This window comes from Pseudomonas sp. NPDC087342, from assembly GCF_044744265.1.
GTDB lineage: Bacteria > Pseudomonadota > Gammaproteobacteria > Pseudomonadales > Pseudomonadaceae > Aquipseudomonas > Aquipseudomonas nunensis.
Window position 1 is genome coordinate 568,251 of record NZ_JBIUXZ010000001.1, and the last position, 20,463, is coordinate 588,713.

The 20,463-nt window shown below is 61.6% G+C and carries 16 protein-coding genes and 1 pseudogene; 8 read left to right on the forward strand and 9 right to left on the reverse strand.

What is annotated here, in order from left to right; translation table 11 throughout:
* Nucleotides 1–105 precede the first annotated feature (105 nt).
* The gene (locus ACIOYV_RS02710) at nt 106–1,842 is read right to left on the reverse strand and encodes an IlvD/Edd family dehydratase (protein ID WP_265045141.1); all 1,737 of its coding nucleotides are present in this window, start codon (nt 1,840–1,842) and stop codon (nt 106–108) included.
* 195 nt (nt 1,843–2,037) lie between these two features.
* Between ACIOYV_RS02710 and ACIOYV_RS02715 the strand changes: the two genes are divergently transcribed.
* The 8 genes and pseudogenes from ACIOYV_RS02715 (at nt 2,038) to ACIOYV_RS02750 (ending at nt 8,738) form a co-directional block, all read left to right on the forward strand.
* Nucleotides 2,038–3,360, forward strand: a complete 1,323-nt coding sequence (locus ACIOYV_RS02715; protein WP_401320626.1) for an MFS transporter — start codon at nt 2,038–2,040, stop codon at nt 3,358–3,360.
* A gap of 65 nt (nt 3,361–3,425) precedes the next feature.
* Nucleotides 3,426–4,418: an AraD1 family protein gene (gene araD1, locus ACIOYV_RS02720; protein ID WP_401320628.1), complete on the forward strand. Its 993-nt coding sequence runs from the start codon at nt 3,426–3,428 to the stop codon at nt 4,416–4,418.
* Between the two features lie 10 nt (nt 4,419–4,428).
* A pseudogene (locus tag ACIOYV_RS02725) lies at nt 4,429–6,009 on the forward strand (aldehyde dehydrogenase (NADP(+))).
* Nucleotides 6,010–6,212: 203 nt separating this feature from the next.
* A complete protein-coding gene (locus tag ACIOYV_RS02730; RefSeq protein WP_054047586.1) occupies nt 6,213–6,509 on the forward strand; it encodes a DUF5629 family protein in 297 nt (98 codons plus the stop codon).
* Nucleotides 6,496–7,671, forward strand: a complete 1,176-nt coding sequence (locus ACIOYV_RS02735; RefSeq protein ID WP_401320631.1) for a lactonase family protein — start codon at nt 6,496–6,498, stop codon at nt 7,669–7,671. The genes ACIOYV_RS02730 and ACIOYV_RS02735 overlap by 14 nt, the downstream gene beginning before the upstream one ends.
* A gap of 167 nt (nt 7,672–7,838) precedes the next feature.
* Nucleotides 7,839–8,018 carry a hypothetical protein gene (locus ACIOYV_RS02740; protein ID WP_054047590.1) on the forward strand — a complete coding sequence of 60 codons (180 nt, stop codon included), beginning with the start codon at nt 7,839–7,841 and terminating at the stop codon, nt 8,016–8,018.
* A 253-nt stretch (nt 8,019–8,271) separates the two neighbouring features.
* Nucleotides 8,272–8,484: a hypothetical protein gene (locus tag ACIOYV_RS02745; protein ID WP_054047591.1), complete on the forward strand. Its 213-nt coding sequence runs from the start codon at nt 8,272–8,274 to the stop codon at nt 8,482–8,484.
* Entirely contained in the window at nt 8,481–8,738 is a 258-nt protein-coding gene (locus tag ACIOYV_RS02750; protein ID WP_401320633.1) for a hypothetical protein, read from the forward strand. Before ACIOYV_RS02745 ends, ACIOYV_RS02750 begins: the two co-directional genes overlap by 4 nt.
* Nucleotides 8,739–8,851: 113 nt before the next feature.
* On the opposite strand, the gene ACIOYV_RS02755 is transcribed toward ACIOYV_RS02750, so the two are convergent.
* The 8 genes from ACIOYV_RS02755 to ACIOYV_RS02790 all read right to left on the reverse strand — a co-directional run bounded on the left by ACIOYV_RS02755 (nt 8,852) and on the right by ACIOYV_RS02790 (nt 20,462).
* Complete coding sequence (locus ACIOYV_RS02755) at nt 8,852–9,448, reverse strand: glutathione S-transferase (protein ID WP_401320635.1); 597 nt, start codon at nt 9,446–9,448, stop codon at nt 8,852–8,854.
* The gene (locus tag ACIOYV_RS02760) at nt 9,445–13,086 is read right to left on the reverse strand and encodes an AAA family ATPase (protein WP_401320638.1); all 3,642 of its coding nucleotides are present in this window, start codon (nt 13,084–13,086) and stop codon (nt 9,445–9,447) included. The genes ACIOYV_RS02755 and ACIOYV_RS02760 overlap by 4 nt, the downstream gene beginning before the upstream one ends.
* Complete coding sequence (locus ACIOYV_RS02765) at nt 13,083–14,327, reverse strand: exonuclease SbcCD subunit D C-terminal domain-containing protein (RefSeq protein ID WP_401320640.1); 1,245 nt, start codon at nt 14,325–14,327, stop codon at nt 13,083–13,085. Before ACIOYV_RS02765 ends, ACIOYV_RS02760 begins: the two co-directional genes overlap by 4 nt.
* A 254-nt stretch (nt 14,328–14,581) precedes the next feature.
* Nucleotides 14,582–16,222, reverse strand: a complete 1,641-nt coding sequence (locus ACIOYV_RS02770) for a BatD family protein (RefSeq protein ID WP_401320643.1) — start codon at nt 16,220–16,222, stop codon at nt 14,582–14,584.
* Nucleotides 16,219–17,958, reverse strand: a complete 1,740-nt coding sequence (locus ACIOYV_RS02775; protein WP_401320645.1) for a tetratricopeptide repeat protein — start codon at nt 17,956–17,958, stop codon at nt 16,219–16,221. Before ACIOYV_RS02775 ends, ACIOYV_RS02770 begins: the two co-directional genes overlap by 4 nt.
* Nucleotides 17,955–19,034: a vWA domain-containing protein gene (locus tag ACIOYV_RS02780; RefSeq protein ID WP_401320647.1), complete on the reverse strand. Its 1,080-nt coding sequence runs from the start codon at nt 19,032–19,034 to the stop codon at nt 17,955–17,957. The genes ACIOYV_RS02775 and ACIOYV_RS02780 overlap by 4 nt, the downstream gene beginning before the upstream one ends.
* On the reverse strand, nt 19,027–19,521 hold the full coding sequence (locus ACIOYV_RS02785) for a DUF4381 domain-containing protein (protein WP_054047613.1): 495 nt from the start codon (nt 19,519–19,521) through the stop codon (nt 19,027–19,029). Before ACIOYV_RS02785 ends, ACIOYV_RS02780 begins: the two co-directional genes overlap by 8 nt.
* Nucleotides 19,518–20,462: a DUF58 domain-containing protein gene (locus ACIOYV_RS02790; RefSeq protein ID WP_401320650.1), complete on the reverse strand. Its 945-nt coding sequence runs from the start codon at nt 20,460–20,462 to the stop codon at nt 19,518–19,520. The genes ACIOYV_RS02785 and ACIOYV_RS02790 overlap by 4 nt, the downstream gene beginning before the upstream one ends.
* Nucleotide 20,463 lies beyond the last annotated feature (1 nt).

The following is a 20,463-nucleotide window of genomic DNA, read 5'->3' on the forward strand; positions in this document are numbered from 1 at the left end:
TATGTGGGAGCGAGCCTGCTCGCGAAGGCGATTTAACATTCACCATCTCTGGTGAATGTCAGTCCGCTTTCGCGAGCAGGCTCGCTCCCACAAGGGGATTGTGTGTCAGTGGGAATGACGCGGTACTTCGGAACCGCGGCAGCCGACCAGGAAGTCAAAGTCGCAGCCCTGATCCGCTTGCAGCACGTGGTCGATATACAACTGACGATAACCGCCGACGATCAGTTGCTTCGGCGGTTCCAGATCAGCCATCCGCGCTGCCAGTTCAGCGTCGGGAATGTCCAGGTGCAGTCGCCCACTGGCGCAATCGAGCTCAATGAAGTCGCCTTCCTGCACCACCGCCAACGGCCCGCCGGCTGCGGCTTCCGGCGCGACGTGCAAGACCACCGTGCCATACGCCGTGCCGCTCATGCGCGCATCGGAAATCCGCACCATGTCAGTCACGCCCTGGGCCAGCAGCTTGGCTGGCAAACCCATGTTGCCGACTTCAGCCATGCCCGGATAACCCTTCGGCCCGCAGTTTTTCATCACCAGAATCGAGTTCGCATCCACGTCCAGTTCCGGGTCGTTGATCCGGGCCTTGTACATGTCGAAGTTCTCGAACACCACCGCACGGCCACGGTGCTGCATCAGTTCGGCGCTGGCGGCGGAGGGCTTGAGCACCGCACCGAGTGGCGCCAGATTGCCGCGCAACACGCAGATGCCGCCATCGGCACGAATCGGGTTGTCGAGGGTGCGGATCACTTCGTCCTGCCCGTAGATCGGTGCGTCCTTGGTGTTCTCGCCGAGGCTCTTGCCATTGACGGTCAAGGCGTTCGGATGCGGAATCAGATTGGCCTCGCCGAGGCGACGCAATACTGCGGGCAAACCACCGGCGTAGTAGAACTCTTCCATCAGGAAACGCCCGGACGGTTGCAGGTCGACGATGGTCGGCATGCCGCGACCGATGCGGGTCCAGTCATCCAGATCGAGTTCGACGCCGATGCGCCCGGCGATGGCTTTCAAGTGAATTACTGCGTTGGTCGAACCGCCAATCGCCGCGTTGACCCGGATGGCGTTTTCAAACGCTTCCTTGGTCAGGATCTTCGACAGTCGCAAGTCTTCGCGCACCATCTCCACCGCACGCATGCCGGACATGTGCGCCAACACATAACGTCGTGCATCCACCGCAGGAATTGCCGCGTTGTGGGGCAGGGAAGTGCCGAGGGCTTCGGCCATGCAGGCCATGGTCGATGCGGTGCCCATGGTGTTACAGGTACCGGCCGAGCGGGACATGCCGCCCTCGGCCGCGAGGAAATCGTCGATGGTGATCGTGCCTGCTTTCACTTGTTCGCTGAGCTGCCAGACCACGGTGCCCGAGCCGATGTCCTGGCCTTTGTGCTTACCGTTGAGCATCGGTCCGCCGGTGACGACGATCGCCGGCACGTCGCAACTGGCCGCGCCCATCAACAGTGCCGGGGTGGTTTTGTCGCAACCGGTCAGCAGCACCACACCGTCAATCGGGTTGCCGCGAATCGCTTCTTCAACGTCCATGCTCGCCAGGTTGCGGGTAAGCATGGCGGTCGGGCGCAGGTTCGATTCGCCATTGGAGAACACCGGGAATTCCACCGGGAAGCCACCGGCCTCGATCACACCGCGTTTGACGTGCTCGGCAATCTGACGGAAATGCGCGTTGCACGGGGTCAGTTCCGACCAGGTGTTGCAGATACCGATGATCGGTTTGCCGTGGAACTGGTGGTCGGCGATGCCCTGATTCTTCATCCAGCTGCGGTACATGAAGCCGTTCTTGTCGGCCGTGCCAAACCATTGGGCGGAGCGCAGGGTGGGTTTCTTATCAGACATGATCGATTCTCTTATTGTATGACTATATTGTTCGAGCTGACGCTTAACATAAGCGCAATTCTGCGGATTTGGAAGTGTTGCTAGCTTAAATAGTATTACTATATAGTCGCGTTCAACGGAGGGATTGGCCCTGGCGGTTTTCCGCGAGAGGCGTCCCCCGAGGTTCTATAACAACAACAATCGGAGACCGATCTCATGAGCCAGGAATTGCGGCTTATTCGTCGCATCACGTTGAAACTGATTCCCTTCCTGATCCTGCTGTACCTGATCGCCTATGTGGATCGCTCCGCGGTCGGCTTCGCCAAGCTGCACATGGGCGCGGACATCGGTATCGGTGATGCGGCCTACGGCCTCGGTGCCGGGCTGTTCTTCATTGGCTACTTCTTGCTGGAAATCCCCAGCAACCTGATGCTCGAACGCTTCGGTGCCCGCCGCTGGTTCGCGCGGATCATGATCACCTGGGGCGCGATCACCATCGGCATGGCCTTCGTCCAGGGGCCGCACAGCTTCTATGTGATGCGCTTCCTGCTCGGCGCCGCCGAAGCCGGGTTCTTCCCGGGCGTTCTGTACTACATCACCCAATGGTTTCCGGTGCGCCATCGCGGCAAGATCCTCGGGCTGTTCATCCTTTCGCAACCGATCGCAATGATGATCACCGGCCCGGTGTCCGGCGGTTTGCTCGGCATGGACGGCACCCTCGGCCTGCATGGCTGGCAGTGGCTATTCATCGTCATCGGCACCCCGGCGATCCTGCTGACCTGGCCGGTGCTGCGCTGGTTGCCCGACGGTCCACAACAAGTGAAATGGATGGACCAGGCCGAGAAGGACTGGCTGACCGGCGAGCTGAAAAAAGACCTCGAAGAATATGGCCAGACCCGCCACGGCAACCCGTTGCATGCGCTGAAAGACAAACGCGTCCTGCTGTTGGCGCTGTTCTATCTGCCGGTAACGTTGAGCATCTATGGTCTGGGCTTGTGGTTGCCGACCTTGATCAAACAGTTCGGCGGCACCGATCTGGTCACCGGTTTCGTGTCTTCAGTGCCGTACATCTTCGGGATCATCGGCTTGCTGATCGTGCCGCGCAGTTCCGATCGCTTGAATGATCGCTACGGGCATTTGGCGGTGCTCTATGTGCTGGGCGCCATCGGCCTGTTCCTCAGCGCCTGGCTGACGCTGCCGGTGCTGCAATTGGCGGCGTTGTGCCTGGTGGCGTTTGCACTGTTTTCCTGCACGGCGGTGTTCTGGACCTTGCCGGGACGCTTCTTTGCCGGCGCCAGTGCAGCAGCGGGTATTGCCCTGATCAACTCGGTGGGCAATCTCGGCGGCTATATCGGGCCGTTCGTGATTGGTGCGTTGAAGGAATACACCGGCAACCTGGCGTCCGGGTTGTACTTCTTGTCCGGGGTGATGGTGTTCGGGCTGGTGCTGACCGGTGTGGTTTATCGGTTGCTTGAGCGCAAGCATGTGTTGCCGGCCGATCAATTTGCCTCCAGCGCCCGAGGTGCAACGCGCACCTGAGAGATCACACAAATCCCCCTGTGGGAGCGAGTGTCGGATTTGAGAGTTGAATACAGGAGAAAATCATGCGTTTAGTTCAGTTCGAATTGATTAACGGCGAGCGCCGGGTTGGCGTGGTCGAGGGCGGTCTGGTGCGTGAAGTGCAGGACGCGCGCACGGTCCGCGATCTGGCCCTGGCGGCCATCGAGGCCGGCGTCAATCTTGAGCAACAGGTGCAAAACCTCGGCCTGGGCATCAGCCACGATTACGCGGAGCTGCTGACGCACCTGCGCATCCTCCCTCCGCTGGATCACCCGGACCCTGCGCACATGCTGGTCAGTGGCACTGGCCTGACTCACTTGGGCAGCGCCTCGGCCCGGGACAAAATGCACCAGCAAGTCGGCGACGAAGCGGCGATGACCGACACCATGCGCATCTTCAAGTGGGGCGTGGAGGGCGGCAAACCGGTGGCGGGCCAGGCCGGCGTGCAACCGGAATGGTTCTATAAGGGCGACGGCAGTATTGTCGTGCGTCCGGGCCAGCCGTTCCCGCTGCCACCGTTTGCCGAAGACGCCGGAGAAGAGCCGGAGCTCAGCGGGCTCTACGTCATCGGCCACGACGGCAAGCCGTATCGCCTCGGTTATGCGGTGGGCAATGAGTTCTCCGACCATGTGATGGAACGCAAGAATTACCTCTACCTCGCTCACTCTAAATTGCGCAGTTGCAGTTATGGCCCGGAACTTCGCGTCGGTGAGCTACCCCAACACTTGGCAGGCACCAGTCGCATTCTGCGTGATGGCAAGGTGCTGTGGCAGAACGAGTTCCTCAGCGGCGAGGCGAATATGTGCCACAGCCTGGCGAACCTCGAGTATCACCATTTCAAGTACAGCCAGTTCCTGCGTCCGGGGGACGTGCACATTCACTTCTTCGGCACCGCGACCCTGTCCTTCGCCGATGGCATCCGCACCCAACCGGGTGATGTGTTCGAAATCAGCCAGGCTGAATTCGGCGCGCCGTTGATCAACGGTATTGCGCCGGTAGCAGCGGCATTCGAACCCGGCACCGTCGGCACCCTTTAAGGAGATTTGCATGACCCAGATTCTTGGTCACAACTACATCGGCGGCCAGCGCAGCGCGGCCGGCAACCTTAAGCTGCAAAGCGCCGACGCCAGCACTGGCGAGGCCTTGCCCCACGATTTTTATCAAGCTACCCCGGAAGAAGTCGATGCCGCCGCCAAGGCTGCCGCCAGCGCTTACCCGGCCTATCGCAGCCTGAGTGCCGAGCGTCGCGCGCAGTTTCTCGACACCATTGCTGATGAGCTGGACGCACTAGGCGATGACTTCGTTGCCGTGGTCTGCCGTGAAACCGCGTTGCCCGCCGGGCGTATTCAAGGCGAACGCGGTCGCACCAGCGGCCAGATGCGTTTGTTCGCCAAGGTCCTGCGTCGTGGTGATTTCTACGGTGCGCGCATCGATCAGGCCTTGCCTGAGCGCCAACCGTTGCCACGCCCGGATCTGCGTCAGTATCGCATCGGCCTCGGCCCGGTTGCCGTGTTCGGCGCGAGCAACTTTCCCTTGGCGTTTTCCACGGCTGGCGGCGATACCGCTTCTGCGCTGGCTGCCGGTTGCCCGGTGGTGTTCAAGGCGCACAGCGGCCACATGGCCACCGCTGAACTCGTCGCCGATGCGATCATTCGCGCCGCAGAAAAAACCGCGATGCCGGCCGGTGTGTTCAACATGATCTACGGCGGTGGAGTCGGCGAAGCGCTGGTCAAGCATCCGGCGATCCAGGCCGTCGGCTTTACCGGTTCGCTCAAGGGCGGTCGTGCCTTGTGTGACATGGCAGCGGCACGTCCGCAGCCGATTCCAGTGTTCGCCGAGATGTCGAGCATCAACCCGGTGATCGTGTTGCCGCAGGCGTTGGCAGCTCGGGCGGAAACCGTTGCCCGTGACCTGACCGCGTCGGTGGTGCAAGGCTGTGGTCAGTTCTGTACCAATCCAGGGCTGGTGATCGGCATTCGTTCGCCGCAGTTCAGTGCGTTCGTGCAGCAGGTCGCGGCGTTGATCGGCGATCAACCGGCGCAAACCATGCTCAATGCCGGGACGTTGAGCAGCTATGGCAAAGGCTTGCAGAAGTTGCTGGCGCATTCTGGGATCGAGCATCTGGCGGGCAGCGCGCAGCAGGGCAATCAGGCGCAGCCGCAGTTGTTCAAGGCCGATGTCAGCCTGTTGATCGATGGCGATGAAGTGTTGCAGGAAGAAGTGTTTGGCCCGACCACGGTGTTCGTTGAAGTGGCGGATCAAGCGCAACTTAGCGCGGCGTTGAATGGCCTGCACGGGCAACTGACGGCGACCATCATTGGCGAGCCAGCGGACTTCGAACAGTTCGGCGAGCTGACCGCGTTGCTGGAACAGAAGGTCGGGCGAATCTTGCTTAATGGTTATCCGACTGGCGTGGAAGTCTGAGATTCGATGGTCCATGGCGGGCCGTACCCGGCGACTTCCGATGCGCGCGGCACGTCGGTGGGCACCCTGGCCATCGACCGTTTCCTGCGCCCGGTGTGCTTCCAGAACTACCCCGACAGCTTGCTGCCGGAGCCGCTGAAAAACGGCAACCCGCTGCGGATCCAGCGGTTGGTTGACGGCAAGCCATCGCGTGATGCGCTCTAAAGCTTAAACACCATCCCCTGTGGGAGCGGGCTTGCTCGCGAATGCGGAGTGTCAGGCGCCATAGATTTCGACTGACCCACCGCATTCGCGAGCAAGCCCGCTCCCACATTGGTTCGGTGTTGTGCGTGAGTTTTGTGTTCAGCACCGGTCCAGGGGGAGTGATGAGCTATCATTGCGACTTTCCAATTGAATGATTGATTGCCATGACTGCCGTTACCGACACTTTGCTCAACGCCCTCGAAAATTGCGACATGCTGGAAATCGATGGCTTGCATGCCTTCGATTTCTCTCTCGATGAAGACGACAACCTGCACATCGAATGCATGGACGGCCGTGCGGCCAAGCGTTGGGCGTTCAGCATGGCCCAGATCCAGGCAGCGACTTTCGATCCAACCCTGCAGAGCTGGCTCATTACCGGTGATTCCGGCGAGCACCGGCTGGTGTGCATGGCCGCGATTGGCGGGCATGACGACGAGGAAGAAGAGCATGAAGATGCGTAATTTCTGGCCACTGTTGATGGCCGGCAGTGTCGGCGCCATGGGCGTTCAGGCGGCGACCGTTGACGATTATCAACTGCTGGTCGGTTCCTACACCGCAGGTCAGAGCCAGGGCATTTATCGCCTGAACTTCGACAGCGCCACCGGGCAGATAGCCGCTAAACCACTGCAAGTGGTCAAGAGCGAAAACCCGTCCTGGTTGACGATCTCCAAAGACCAGCAGCACCTGTTCGTGGTCAACGAAAACGGTCCGGGCCAAGCCGATCCGGTGGGCAAGGTCAGCAGCTATGCGATCAACCCCAAGACCCATGAATTGAGCCTGCTCAGTCAGGTCCAGAGCCTGGGCAACGAACCGACCCATTCGAGCCTCAGCGTTGACGGCAGCCACTTGTTCGTCAGCAACTACTCGGTGGTCGAGGATCCGGGCGGCACCCTCGCGGTGTTGCCGGTGGGCACTGACGGCAAGCTAAAACCCGTGGTGCAGATGAGCAGCCACCCGTCGAGCCGGGTCAACCCGGAGCGTCAAGCCTCGGCGCACGTGCATTCGACGATCTCCTCGCCGGATGGCAAGTACGTGTTCTCCAATGACCTGGGCGCAGACAAGATCTTTGTCTATCACTTCAATCCCAAGGCCAACCCGCTGTTGCCATTGACGCCGGCCACCCCGGCCTCGGTGCAATTGCCAGCCGGCAGTGGGCCGCGTCATTTGCTGTTCAGCGCCGATGGCAAACACGCCTGGCTGACCATGGAAATGAGCGCGCAGGTCGCGGTGTTCGACTACCAGGACGGCACGCTCAAGCAAACGCAAATGGTCGATCTGGCGGCAGGGCAACCCACCTCCGACAAGGCTGGCGCAGCGCTTCACGCCTCGGCTGACGGCAAGTTCCTCTACGTCAGCAATCGTGGCACCGCCAATCAACTGCTGGTATTCGCCATCGACCCGACCACCGCTCAGCTCAAGGAAGTCCAGCGACGTTCCGTCGAGGGTGATCACCCGCGTGAGTTCAGCCTCGACCCGAGTGGCAAGTTTCTGTTGATCGCCAACCAGAAGAGCAACGAGATTGTCGTCGTCGAGCGCGACGCCAAGACCGGCCTGTTGGGCAAAACCGTGCAGAAATTGCCGATGGATGCCCCGAGCGACCTCAAGTTTCTAGTGCGTCAATAGGTGCGGCAATAGGCCGCAGGCCCCGGTTGATAAGGCCTGCGACCTTGTATTAATGAGACTGATATCCGCTAATGCTACAAAGCATTTCAAGGCGCGGACCTCGGACGTTAAGTTTGCTCCACGGCCCAACCGGGCAAGCAAGCCAACTGACTCCGAGGAACACCGCCATGAACTTCAATATCTTCTCCATCATCGCCGCATCCGCCATCTCTGCCACCGTTGCCCTGCCAGCCAGCGCCAACGTTGAAATCAACAGCAAAAAATCCCACACCCAGAGCTACACCCAGAAATACCTGCAACAAAGCGCCAACTTCTACGCCGCGCTGGATCACAAAACCCAAGCCTGAAATCTTCGAACATTGTCGCTCCCTGCAGGAGCTGCCGAAGGCTGCGATCTTTTGACTTATTAAGAGCAAAAGATCTCAGCCTTCGGCAGCTCCTTTGCGTGTGTGTTTCTCGGGTTCATAGGTTTTATCAAGCGTCGGCATAGACGGGTTTAATGATCAACCAAGCTGATGGTCACTATGGAAAACGCTGAGTGGTTGCTTCGGTTTTTTTGATCGATCCTGTCGGCACTTAAACATGCCCACGGAGAACACCATGGCCAGCGCAATCCTCACTTCTGCCAAACACGGCGCCTACCTGGCCATCGGAATCTACGTGGCCATGGTGCTCGTGGTGAGCCTTTCGGCTCAATCGCAACACGACATTCAAGCGCCGATTCAGGTCGCTTATCCCGCTATCCAGTTCGAACACCGCGCGCAAAGCGTCGTGGCTGATCACGAGGATTTGTTGGGAGCGGTCGGAGCATGAAAGGACACAGACTCTGGGTCATCGCCTTCTTGGCGTTCATGACCAATGGCGCTTCACTGTTGGGGATCGGGCAGGGCTCGGCGGGGTCGGTGGCCCGGGCCATCGAATGCAACCACAACATCGCCCATAACATTCAGACGGCCAAGGCGTTGGGGTTGCTGGCGGGTAATCCGCCATCGAAGGTCCCGGGCGAGTTCCTCGGACCGTTCCAGGTGGATTGCTCGGCGCTGGGGATGTGCTCGGTATTGGCGTAACGCCGCCGAACCCCGTAGGAGCAAAGCTTGCTCGCGAAGGCGGCGTGACAGTCGACATCAATGTTGCATGTTAGGACGCCTTCGCGAGCAAGCTTCGCTCCTACAGGGCGGGGTTATTTCTTCATGATTGAGGTGAACAGGTCGGACTCCAGCAACCGCTGAAGCCACACCTGCAACCGCGCATACGGCGTCTGCCCAAACCACTCCCGATCCACATGCGCAAACTGCCGAACGAACGGCATCAATGCCACGTCCGCCAGGCTCAGGTGCCCGGCGAGCAAATAATCCCGCCCCTCCAGCAACTCATCGAGCTTGCGCAAAAACACCTCACCCTCGGCCCGATAATGTTCCATCGGCTGCTCGGGATAACGCTCGGCGTATTTGTAGCGATTCAGATGCACCTTGAACACCTGATCGTTTTCTTCGATCAGTTCAGCGATACGTTGCTGCGCGGCAGGATCGTCCTTGAGCATCCAATCCTCAGGATCGTGCTGTGCCAGGGCCCAGCGCATGATCGCCAGGCTTTCATCAATCACCCGACCCTCAACCTCCAGCACTGGCACCGTGCCCTTGCTCGACAGCGCGAGCATTTCGGCGGGCTTGGCCTTGAGGCTGACTTCGACAATCTGCACTGCAACCCCTGAATAACGCAGCGCCATGCGCGCACGCATGGCGTAGGGGCAGCGGCGGAAGGAGTAGAGCGTAGTCATTTCACCTCCAGCGTACTCAGGCCATTGCCCTGGCGGCGCACCTGAATCTGCACCGGAATCCGCTCATGCATTTCCTGCACGTGGGAAATCACCGCGACTTTGCGGCCCTGCGCCTGCAAGCCATCGAGGGCGTCCATGGCCAGTTGCAGGGATTCCGGGTCTAGGCTGCCGAAGCCTTCGTCGATAAACAGCGATTCGATCTTCAGCGTGCTCGACGCCATCGACGCCAGACCAAGGGCCAAGGCCAGCGACACCAGGAACGTCTCGCCACCGGACAACGAATGCACCGAGCGCAATTCGTCGCCCATCTCGGTGTCCATCACCAGCAAACCAAGCATGCTGCCACCGCGTTTCAGGCGATAGCGCCGCACCAGTTGCCGTAACTGCACGTTGGCGTGATGCACCAGCAAGTCGAGGTTGTAGGCCTGGGCGATCTTGCGGAAGGTGTCGCCAGTGGCCGAGCCGATCAACGCGTTCAAACGCGCCCAGCGCTGGTACTCGGTGTAGGCATCGGCGATCTGTTGCGCCAAGGCCTGATTGGCGTTCTGCCGCCGTTGATCCTCGGCCTGTTCGGCGCGCAGTTCGGCGCAGCGGTGTTCGCTGGCGGCAAACAGGTTTTGCAATTCCGTCAGTGCAGTGGCCAGTTGTTCGGCATCGAGATTGCCGTTGTGCTGGGCCTGATGATTGAGCAAACGCTGATCGCGTTCCTGCAACAACACCTTGGCCTGCTCGATGGCTTTTTCGCTGTGCTGCAATTGTTGGCGCAGGTCGCTGACCTGTTGATCATCCACGCTCAGCAACGCTTCCAGCCCACCATCATCCAGCTCTGGATGCCGCGCGCGCCAATCGGCAATCTTGCCGCTCAACTCGCGATCTTCATGCTCCAGCGCCTCTGAACGTTGTTGCTGGGCCTTGAGTTCTGCGGCCAGTTGCACCAGCCCCGTGCGCACGGTTTGCAGTTCCTGATTGGCCGTCGCTTCGGCATGTCGCGCCTGTTCGACCGCTTGATCGAGTTGCTGCTGCCACTGTTCGGCGCTGGTGTGATCACCCAGCAATTGTGCGAGTTTCTGCTGGCAAGCCTGTTGCTGCTCGGCCAGCACCGTGAACTGCTGTTGCGCGGTTTCCAGTTGTTGGATGCGGGTCAGTTGGCGATCCTGTTCTTTCTCCAGCGTCTGCTGGCGTTGCTGCTGTTCGCCGAGTTCGTCGCGCTGCTGGTCGAGTTGTTCCAGACGCTGGGCGATCTGCCGGTCGAGCTGCATGAACGTCGCGGCCGGCTCGGTGCGCAAGGCTTCCAGCGTATCGGCCGGAAGCAGCGAACTGAACGCCGCGAGTTCTTCGTCCAGACGCTGGCGATCGCTGCTCAAGGCTTGTTGCTGAGTGCTCAGGTGCTGGGTCGCTTGCTGGCTCGCGGTTTCGGCGCTGCGCAGTTGCTGGGCCAGTCGCGCGGCATCCTGTTGCAGAGTGAGCAGGGCGGTCTGGCGTTGTTCGTCTTGGGTGATGCTCTGGTTCAACTGGCTGTTTTGCTGCGTCAGCCAGGCATCGCGCTTGGCGGCGTCCTGGTTCAGCAACTGCGCGGACAACGGATGCGCTTCGAGGCTTGGCGTCAGGCTTTGTTGTTGCGTGGCCAGGTGTTCCTGCTGTTGCAGCAGCTCCTTTTGCTGCGCAATCAAACCACCGACTTCGGCGCGCAGATCGGTGAGTTTTTCCTTCAGCAGATCGACGGCTTTCTGCGCGTTGGTCAGCTCGCTTTCATCGTGCCGACCGAGGCTTTGCAGCAAGGCTTCGGGCTGATGATAAGGATGCTCCGGGCTGCCACAAACCGGGCACGGTTGGTCATCCTGCAATTGCCCGCGCAGTTCTTCGACGCTTTCACTGCGTGCCAGGCGCTGGCGTTCCAGCAGTTCCCGGGTGACGGTCAGGGTCTGTTCGGCGACGGTCAGTTCGGCCTTGGTTTTCACCCCGTCCTGGGTCAGGCGCTCACGTTCCTGTTGGGCAGCGAGTTGACGCTGCTGAAGCTCGGCACCGCGCTTGTCCAGTTCCTGCTGACTGGCCCACAGCCGCGTCAGTTCTTCGAAGGCGCGCAGTTGTTTGCGGTTGTCCTGCAACAACGTGCTCAGCAACTGGATCTGCTCGGCCACGGCTTCGGGCTCGGCGCCGGCCTCTTTGTACAGGACTTCCAGATTCTGCTTTTGCGCGGCCAGTTCTTCGGCGGCGCGGGTGGCGCTCTGTTCCAAGGCAGCCAGTTCATCCTGGCCTTTGTTCAAACGATTGCCGATCAGCATCAGCTGTTGCAGGCGATCACGGTAGGCGTTCCAGGCATCGCTCAGCGGCGCCAGATGAGCGCTTTGTTCAAGCTCCCCGGCGATGCGCTGCAAACGTTCGGCGACCTGTTTTTGCTGGTCGAGCAAACCTTGAATCGTGGTCTGGCCTTGGGTGCTGGCCAGTTCCGCTTGCTGCTTGGCGTCGGCACTGAGGCTGGCATCCTTGGCCAAACGGGCGAGGGTGCTTTGCTCTTCAAACGCCTGACGCAGCAACGGTGCACCGGCGCTGTGCTGGTTTTGCGCCTCGATCAACGCAGCATGCGCGCTGCTCAGGCTCTTTTCGAGTTGCGCTTGCCGCTCGGACAATTCTTGTTGCTGTTGCGTGTGCTGCTGAATCTGCGCGGCCAGCGGAGTGAGCTGGGCGGTGAGTTCGGTTTTGCGCGCAAATTGGTGCCGCTGCGGCGCCAGTTGCTCCAGGCGCGTGAGCTTCAGGCGTTCACCGGCCAGGCTTTCCGAGTGTTGCTGGGCGGATTGCAGTTGTTCGGTGGCGCTCTGTTGTTCGTCCTGCAATTGGCGCAGGTTTTTCAGCCACGTGTGTTGCTCATCAAGCTGTTTGAGCTGCGCTTGCTGGGTCTTGAGTTGCTGCTGGGCTTCGTTGAAACGTTCATCCAGTTCGGCGCGGGCTTCGGGGGACAGCGGCGTGACGCCGGTGGCCTGATCCTGCAGCAACTTGTGGGCTTCGCGGGCCTCTCTGGTCTTGTCGTACGCGCGACGACCGAGGCGCGTATAGAGCGCAGTGTCGGTGAGTTTTTCCAGCAACTCGCTGCGGTCGTTGTCATCCGCCTTGAGGAACGCGCTGAACTCACTCTGGGCCAGCAGCACGGCGCGGGTGAACTGTTCGAAGTTCAGGCCCAGCGCGGCTTCAAGTTGCGCCTTGTACTCGCCTTTCTGACTGGCCAGCAGTTGATCCTGGTCGATATCGCGCAGGCTCTGGCGACTGGCTTGTAGCTTGCCGCCAGCCTTTTCCCGAGCGCGATTGGCTTCCCAGCGTGCACGGTAACGGCGCCCGTCGATGCCGACGAAATCCACTTCGGCGTAACCTTCACCGGTGCCACGACGCAGCAAGGTGCGAGGGTCGCCGGTGCCGATTTCGCCATCGGCGTCCGGGACTTTCGCATCGCGGCCAGTGTTGTTCAGGCGCGGCACAGCGCCGAACAGGGCCAGGCACAAGGCATCGAGCAAGGTGCTTTTACCGGCGCCGGTCGGTCCGGTGATGGCGAACAAACCAGCGCTGGCCAACGGCTCGGCAGTGAAATCGATTTCAAATGGTCCGGCCAGGGAGGCGAGGTTTTTCAGGCGGATCGCGAGGATTTTCATGGCTGTTCGCTCTCCATCTGCACGTCTTGCAGCAGCTCGGCAAAGTCCTTGAGGGTTTGCTCATCGACCTCGCTGCCGTAGTTGTCCTGCCAGGCGCGACTGAACAATTCCTGAGGCGAGAGCTGATCGAGTTCGATCAAGGTCGCGCCGTCGTCGGTCCCGTCTTTGCTGCCGTTACCGGCGTACTCGGCGGCGATTCGCACCAGCCGTACGGCTTTGCCTTCCAGGGCCGTTTCCACTTGATAACGCAGGTCGGGTTGCGGTTCGTCGAGACGCACCCGGACTTCCAGCCACGGCTGGCGCTGCAGATCTTCCAGCAAATCGGTGTTCGGCAGATCCGCCAGTTGCAGCAGGATCTCGGCCAGCGGGGCGGGGCCGATGCGCTGCAGGTTGACCGCGCGCGGGATCAGTTTCGGTTCGACGCTGACCAGGGTTTCGCCATCGAGGGTGATGTCGAGAATCTGATGCTGATAGTTGATCTCGGAGAACGACAACGGAATCGGCGAGCCGCTGTAGCGGATGCGTTCTTCGCCATTGACCTTCTGCGGCTTGTGCAAGTGACCGAGGGCCACGTAGCTGATGCTCGGCCCGAACAGGCTGGCGGGCAGGGCTTCGGCGTTGCCGATAATCAGGCTGCGCTCGGAATCCTCCGACACCGAACCGCCGGCCATGTGCGCGTGGCTGATGGCGATCAGTGCCTGGCCCGGCTTGCGCTTGGCGTTCGCCGCTTCGATCAGCCATTCATGCACCTGGCCGATACCGCGCAAATAGTTGTCGCCCAACTGCGCGCCGGTCACCTCTGCAGGGCGCAGGAACGGCAGCGCCAAGCACCAACCGGCAATCTCGCCGCTGGCATCGGGCAGCGGCAGCAACAGGCGTTCGGAGTCGAGCTGCCCGTCATCGAGCCACAGCACCCGACCGAGCGCGTGAGTGCGCAGGCGCCGCATCAACGGCGCCGGCAGTTCGATCCGTGAGCCGGAGTCGTGGTTGCCGGCGATCATCACGATGGTCAGCAACGGCTGCTGCTCGTGGGCGCTGACGATGAAGTCGTAGAGACGTTCTTGGGCTTTGACCGGCGGATTGACCGTGTCGAAGATATCGCCGGCGATCAACAGCACGTCGGGCTGGTCCAGCTTCAGCTGGCGCAACAGCCACTCAAGGAAACAACCGTGCTCGAAATCGCGGTCCTGGCCGTGCAGGTTCTGCCCAAGGTGCCAGTCGGAGGTGTGGAACAGACGCAAGGCGAACTCCGTAGGAAATAAGGTGATGGCCGCGTGGGAAATGATGGCGGCTAAAGGAAGGGGAGTTTACTGGCAAACCGTCGATTGGGTGCGTCAGGGGTGTTATTTTTGCCCTGACTTATAGTATGTGGTGATCTTTAGGCCGTCATCGCGAGCAAGCTCGCTCCCACATTGGCCCTGCGTTGACTCCAATGTTGTGTTCAACACCGATCCTTGTGGGAGCGAGCTTGCTCGCGATGAACGATGACGCGGTCTTACTTCGGATAAAGCGGCGGCAACCCGCTATCACCCACTGGATCCTGCACCCGCTCGGCGATTGGAATCGCCCGGGTCGCGCGCCACAGGTCTTCGCCTTGCCAGTGCTGGCCGGTTTCGCTGTACAGCGCGCCGTTCAAGCCGTCGAGGGCGTCGGACAACGGCACAAACCGCGCCGCCATGTCGGCGAGGGTTTCCGGCTGTTGCCGGGCCCAGGCGTCGAGGGCCTGGCGGGTGGCGTGGGGGTCGTTGGCCTGGCAGGCGCGCTTGAGCTCGTCGAGCACGGTGCGCGGGCTCGGGCCGGCTTGCGCCGCTCGCAGGATCGCCGGCTGCCAGCGGGCGCGCCACCACAGGCCGAAGCCGAGCAGGGTGGTGCACGCCAGGATCAGGGTGCTGAGTTTCCACCACCACAGCGCTTCGCTGTCGGCGACGTAATTTGTTTGCGCAGTACCTGCCGGGGTGTCGACCATCAGGCTCGGATTGTTCGTCACTTGCAGGGTCCGCGCCGGCAGGCTGCTGTGTTCCAGGTGATCTTCGAAGGTGTTCCACCAGACTACGTCCACCGTCGGCAATTCGATGGCGCCGCTGTGAGCGGGCACCAGGGCTTCACGGTCTTCGCGACTACCGATCAGCCCACGCTCGCTGTTCTGGTTGCCCAGTACCGGTTGATCCGGGTAGCGGCGCAAGCCATTGATGTCGGTGGCCGGCAGCGGCGGCAACTGCGAACTGGCCAGGCCTTCGGCTTTCAGGGTCAGGCTGCGGGTCAGGGAATCACCGACTTGCGCGTGGTCCGGTTCCGGACTCCAGCTTTCGCTCAGGCTCAGGCTACGCGCTGGCAACCACGGCGCGTCGGCCGGGTAACTCTCGGGTTTGGCCTTGACCGTCAGCGGAATCTCGGCCGAGCTGACACGCAGCAACTTGCCCGGTTTCGGCCCTTGGGAGGCCACGTCCGGGGACGGCTGCACGTCCACCAGGGTCGCGCTGAACGTCTGCGTCGGAATGTTCAACACACCGCTGTGCTGGGGAAAGATCGCATAGCGCATTTCGATCACGCCGTGGCGCAATCCATTGATGTCCTTCTCATAGGTGCGCGAATCGCCGAGTTGCTCGATGCGCGCATCGGGAATCTGCAATGGCGTCAGGCTGCTGTCGTCGTACAGCGACACCGAATGGTAGATGCGCAGGGTCAGGATCGCCTGGGCCTGCACGTACACGCTGTTCTGATCGAGGCTGACCTCGATAAACACCGGCGCCAGGGTGTTTTTAGTGTCTTGGGTTTCGCTTTCGACGACCTGGATAGTGATCGGCTGACTGCGCACTTCGCCCAGTTGCAGCGACGGGATCTCCACGCTGCCGTTTTGCTTGGGCAGCAGCGTGATGATCCAGCGCGTGGTGGCGCGGTTGTCGCCGTTGATCGTGGTCAACTGATTGACCTGGCGGGTGCCGCGCACTTCGAATGCCGGCTCCAGCGGCGTGAGGTCGGGTTTGCCGAACAGCGTGACGTCGTTTGATTCCAGGATCAACTCGACCGTTTCGCCGGAACTCAGGCGACTGCGATCGACACTGGCGACCAGGTCCGCAGCCTGGACCTGAAAGGTCCAGAAAAGCATGGCGAGCAAGAAAGCGGTGAAGCGGGTCATCGAGTTTTTCCCTGATCCTGATGTTGTTGCTGTTCGTACCAGAATTTGCGTCGCAGCAGTTCGCCCGGATCATCCGGGATCTTGCGCAGCCATTGCTCTAGCGCCTGGGCCTGTTCGCCTTCAAGACTATCGTTGGCCGGGCGCCGCGGTGGCGTGGTGCTTTGCTCGTCCCCGAGCTCGCTGCCCGGCACCTCGTTGGCCCCGGGTTGCGGCGGCGTGGTGGTCGTTTGATCGGTGTCCGGCGTGTTCGGCTGGGCATCGGTTTTCGCCTCGCCGCTGTTCGACGGCTGGGTCGCGGCGCCGGGGGCCGGGCTGTCGCTGGCGGTTCCCGGTGCATCACCTTCGGATTTGTCCGGCTCAACCGCCGGCGGTGTGGCTTTCTGCTTGATCAGGCTTTCCACCAGCGCCTTGTTGGTCAGCGCCGGACGCAAATCCGGCTGCCGCTCCAGGGCTTGATCGTAAGCGTCGAGTGCCGCTTCCAGCTCACCGCTCTTGGCCAGGGCGTTCCCCCGATTGTAGTGCGCCCGCGCATCGTTGCCTTGGGCGAAGCGCTGGGCGGCGCCGCTGTAGTCGCCGGCCTCATACAGCGCCACGCCTTGCCATTGCGGGTCTTCGAAATGTTGCGCGGCCTCGGCCGGATGCTCCTGATTGAGCAAATGCAGGCCGCGTTGATCGGGACGCAGCCACAAGTCTTCAAAGTCGAAGGCGTAGCTCGGTTGCGGCAGCAGGAACAACAGCGGCAAGCAGAACAACCAGCCCCGACGCCCGGCAAAAGACGCCAGCAATAACAGTGGCAATAACAGCCAGTAACCCTGATCGGCCCAGGTGTCGAGGCGCAGAGTCTGGCCGTCGTTGCGCAAATTACGCGGACCGTCGAGCAGGCCGAGGGCGCCCAGGTCGGCATCATCCAGGCGTGAAGCGTGATAGCGGCCACCCAGATCGCTGGCGAAGGCTTTCAGGCCCGGATTATCCAGGTGCGGCACCAGAATCGCGCCCTGGGCGTCCTTGAGGAAACTGCCGTCCTCCTGAGCCACCGGCGCACCCTCGGGCGTGCCGACGCCGAGCATCAGGAATTCCGTGGATTTGCCGTTCAGCGCGCGCTCGATGCCGAAGCGCTCCTGTTCGGTCAGGGACGAACCGATCAGCAGGATCCGCCCCTGGCCGAGGGCACCCTGATCCAGCAGCGCCAAGGCTTTTATCACCGCCAGATCGGCACGATGACCGGCCTCGGGCATCAGCGAAGGCTTGAGCGCGTCCAGCAGATTGCGGCTGGTGGAAAGGTCATCCGACAGCGGCACCAGCGTGTGGGCGCTGCCGGCGTAGACGACGATTGCGGTCTGCGCATCGCTGCGACTTTGCAGCAAATCGAACAGCTTGCGCCGTGCCTGTTCCAGTCGGGTCGGTGGGCTGTCGGTGGCGAGCATTTCCGGCGTCAGCTCCAGCAACACTACCAACGGATCGGCGGGTTTCTGGCTGGTCTGTTCGACGCGCTGCCAACTCGGACCCAGCAGCGCGCCGACGGTCAGCACCCAGGCCAGGCCGAGCACAACCCACGGCAATTTGCTGTCACTGCCTTTACCACCGCTGAGCAGCGCGGCGTGGAAGGCTGGCGGTAGAATCATTTGCCAGCGCCCGGCGCGTTTCTGCCTATGCCACAGTTGCCAGAGCAACCAACCGAGCAGCGGCAACAGCAGCAGCCACCAGGGGCGGAACCAGTACGGCCAGAGCGCGCTCATCGGCGCCTCCGCAGGCGCAGGCGATTAAGCCGTTGGCGCCAGTCCGGCAGTTGGCTTTGCAAAAACAGGTCCTTGCTCAGGAAACGTTGCAACGGATTGTCCGGCCAGCGCTCGCGCGCCACCAACAGCATGCTTAACAGCAACGCCAGCGCCAGAGGCCAGTGATACAACGCCTGGGCCGGACGGGCCTGGGTCGGTTGCTGGGTCACCGGCTCAAGTTTGTCGAGCGTTTCCTTGATCGCCTGCAACTCTTTGCCGTCGTGGGCGCGGAAGTACTGGCCGCCGGTGGCTTGGGCGATGGCCTTCAGCGCCGGTTCATCGAGGTCCAGGCTCGGATTGACGCCGAGGAAACCCAAGGTGCCGCTTTGTTCCGGATCGGCACCGATGCCGATCGGGTAGATTTTCACACCTTCGCTGGCGGCCAGGCGCGCGGCGGTCAGCGGGTCGATTTCGCCACCGTTGTTGGCGCCGTCAGTGACCAGAATCAGCACGCGACTTTGCGCCGGACGCATGCGCAAACGCTTGAGGGCCAGGCCGATCGCATCGCCGATGGCGGTGTTCTTGCCAGCGATACCGATCCGCGCTTCATCCAGCCAGACCCGCACCGTGCGGCGGTCAAAAGTCAGCGGCGCTTGCAGATACGCCTGGCTGCCAAACAGGATCAGGCCGACCCGGTCGCCTTCGCGGCTTTCCAGAAAGTCCCCGAGCAAATGCTGGACCAGCGACAAGCGGCTGACGTCTTCGTCCTGCCACTGCATGTCGGGAAAATCCATCGAGCCAGACACGTCCACCGCCACCAGCAAGTCTCGGCCACTGGCGGCAATCGGCAGCGGCTCGCCGAGCCATTGCGGGCGCGCGGCGGACATCAGCAGCAACAGCCACAACAGAATGAACGGCGCTTGCTGGCGCCAGGCCGGCAGATTGGCGCGGGCACGCCGGCGGGTCAGGCCTTCAAGGTCGCTGAGAAAACTGACTTTGAGCGCCGGTTCACCGCTGTCGGCTACCGGCAGCACCAGACGCATCAGCCACGGCAGCGGCAGCAGGGCGAAAATCCACGGCCAGGCGAACTCAAACATGTTTGCGAATCCAGGTGTCGACGGCTTGGGTCAGGCCGGCGATGGCCTTGTCGTCGAGTTTGCATTCGGGTTTGTAGGCGCCTTCCACCAGTACCATCCAGCGCGTCAAACCAGCGGCCGGGCAGCGGTTGTCGAGAAACGCCAGCCATTTTCGGCCATTCAACGTGTGACTCTGGCTGTAGGGGTAATGGTTGCGGCACAGGCGTTTGAGCAAGCCATTGAGTTGCTGCAGCCAGGCGCCGGCCGGTGCGCCGTCGTAGGGTTTGGGCATGCGCGCCAGTTCGGCCAGGGCGGCGACGCGCACCGGGTCCAGCGGTTGTTCGGCGCGCACGATGGGACGTTTGTTGGGAATGAAGCGGCGCAACTGCCACAGGCCGAAGCCGATCAGCGGCAGCAACAACAGCAATAGCCACCAACCCGGCGCTGGTGGCCAGAAGCCGATCGGCGGCGGTGTCATCAGCGGTTGTAGCTGTTCGAGACTGCTCATCGACCTTTCCCCGGTTTCTGTGGGTTCAGGTATTCACGCAATTGCTCGACCATCTCGCTCTGAGTGCTCAGGGGCATCAACAGGACCCGCAGTTTCTGCGCGAGCAATTCCCAGCGTGCGATGCGTTCTTCGGCCTGGGCGCGGTAGGTCTGGCGCAGGTCGAAATTAAGGGTGTCGAGTTCCAGTTGCGCGCCACGTTCCGCGAAACGTAAAAGCCCGGCGGCGGGCAGGGCGTGGTCCAGCGGATCGGACAGCGGCAGCAGCAACAGGTCGCAATGGCGCGACAACAGACTCAGTTGTTGCTCGGAGCCTTCGGTCAGTGCGCGCTCGTCACAGATCACGATCACCAGGCTGCCTGGGCGCAACACTTCACGGGCGCGGCGCAGGGCCAGGTTCAGCGAATCGCGGTTCTGCTCGCTTTCGGTGTGCAGCGACTGGTTGACCCGCACCAAGCGGTTGAGCAGTTGCAGCAGGCTTTGCTTGCTGCGCCGGGGTTTGATTTCGTAGTGCTCGTTGTCGCCGAACACCAATCCGCCAACCCGGTCGTTGTGGCCCAGGGCGGCCCAGCCGATCAGGCTCGCGGCTTGCGCAGCCAGCACCGATTTGAACATCAGTCCGGAGCCGAAAAACAGCCGACGGCTTTGCTCGACCATAATGAAAATCGGTCGCTCGCGTTCTTCGTGAAAGAGCTTGGTGTGCGGCTCCTGGGTGCGGGCAGTCACGCGCCAGTCAATGGTGCGCACGTCGTCGCCGGCCTGATAGACCCGCACTTGATCGAAATCGACGCCACGGCCACGCAGCTTGGAGTGGTGCAGGCCGATCAGCGGGCTGCGCTGGCTCGGCGTGGAGAACAATTGCACTTCGCGCACCCGATGGCGCATCTCGATCAGCTCGGCGAGGCTGACACTGATGCCCGGCTCGGGCGGCAGGATGACGTTCATC

What these genes read in the sequence shown, in the direction of transcription:
- ACIOYV_RS02710 (WP_265045141.1), bottom strand. Translation starts at nt 1,842, where the DNA reads ATGTCTGATAAGAAACCCACCCTGCGCTCCGCCCAATGGTTTGGCACG.
- ACIOYV_RS02715 (WP_401320626.1), top strand. Translation starts at nt 2,038, where the DNA reads ATGAGCCAGGAATTGCGGCTTATTCGTCGCATCACGTTGAAACTGATT.
- araD1 (WP_401320628.1), top strand. Translation starts at nt 3,426, where the DNA reads ATGCGTTTAGTTCAGTTCGAATTGATTAACGGCGAGCGCCGGGTTGGC.
- ACIOYV_RS02730 (WP_054047586.1), top strand. Translation starts at nt 6,213, where the DNA reads ATGACTGCCGTTACCGACACTTTGCTCAACGCCCTCGAAAATTGCGAC.
- ACIOYV_RS02735 (WP_401320631.1), top strand. Translation starts at nt 6,496, where the DNA reads ATGAAGATGCGTAATTTCTGGCCACTGTTGATGGCCGGCAGTGTCGGC.
- ACIOYV_RS02740 (WP_054047590.1), top strand. Translation starts at nt 7,839, where the DNA reads ATGAACTTCAATATCTTCTCCATCATCGCCGCATCCGCCATCTCTGCC.
- ACIOYV_RS02745 (WP_054047591.1), top strand. Translation starts at nt 8,272, where the DNA reads ATGGCCAGCGCAATCCTCACTTCTGCCAAACACGGCGCCTACCTGGCC.
- ACIOYV_RS02750 (WP_401320633.1), top strand. Translation starts at nt 8,481, where the DNA reads ATGAAAGGACACAGACTCTGGGTCATCGCCTTCTTGGCGTTCATGACC.
- ACIOYV_RS02755 (WP_401320635.1), bottom strand. Translation starts at nt 9,448, where the DNA reads ATGACTACGCTCTACTCCTTCCGCCGCTGCCCCTACGCCATGCGTGCG.
- ACIOYV_RS02760 (WP_401320638.1), bottom strand. Translation starts at nt 13,086, where the DNA reads ATGAAAATCCTCGCGATCCGCCTGAAAAACCTCGCCTCCCTGGCCGGA.
- ACIOYV_RS02770 (WP_401320643.1), bottom strand. Translation starts at nt 16,222, where the DNA reads ATGACCCGCTTCACCGCTTTCTTGCTCGCCATGCTTTTCTGGACCTTT.
- ACIOYV_RS02775 (WP_401320645.1), bottom strand. Translation starts at nt 17,958, where the DNA reads ATGAGCGCGCTCTGGCCGTACTGGTTCCGCCCCTGGTGGCTGCTGCTG.
- ACIOYV_RS02780 (WP_401320647.1), bottom strand. Translation starts at nt 19,034, where the DNA reads ATGTTTGAGTTCGCCTGGCCGTGGATTTTCGCCCTGCTGCCGCTGCCG.
- ACIOYV_RS02785 (WP_054047613.1), bottom strand. Translation starts at nt 19,521, where the DNA reads ATGAGCAGTCTCGAACAGCTACAACCGCTGATGACACCGCCGCCGATC.
- ACIOYV_RS02790 (WP_401320650.1), bottom strand. Translation starts at nt 20,462, where the DNA reads ATGAACGTCATCCTGCCGCCCGAGCCGGGCATCAGTGTCAGCCTCGCC.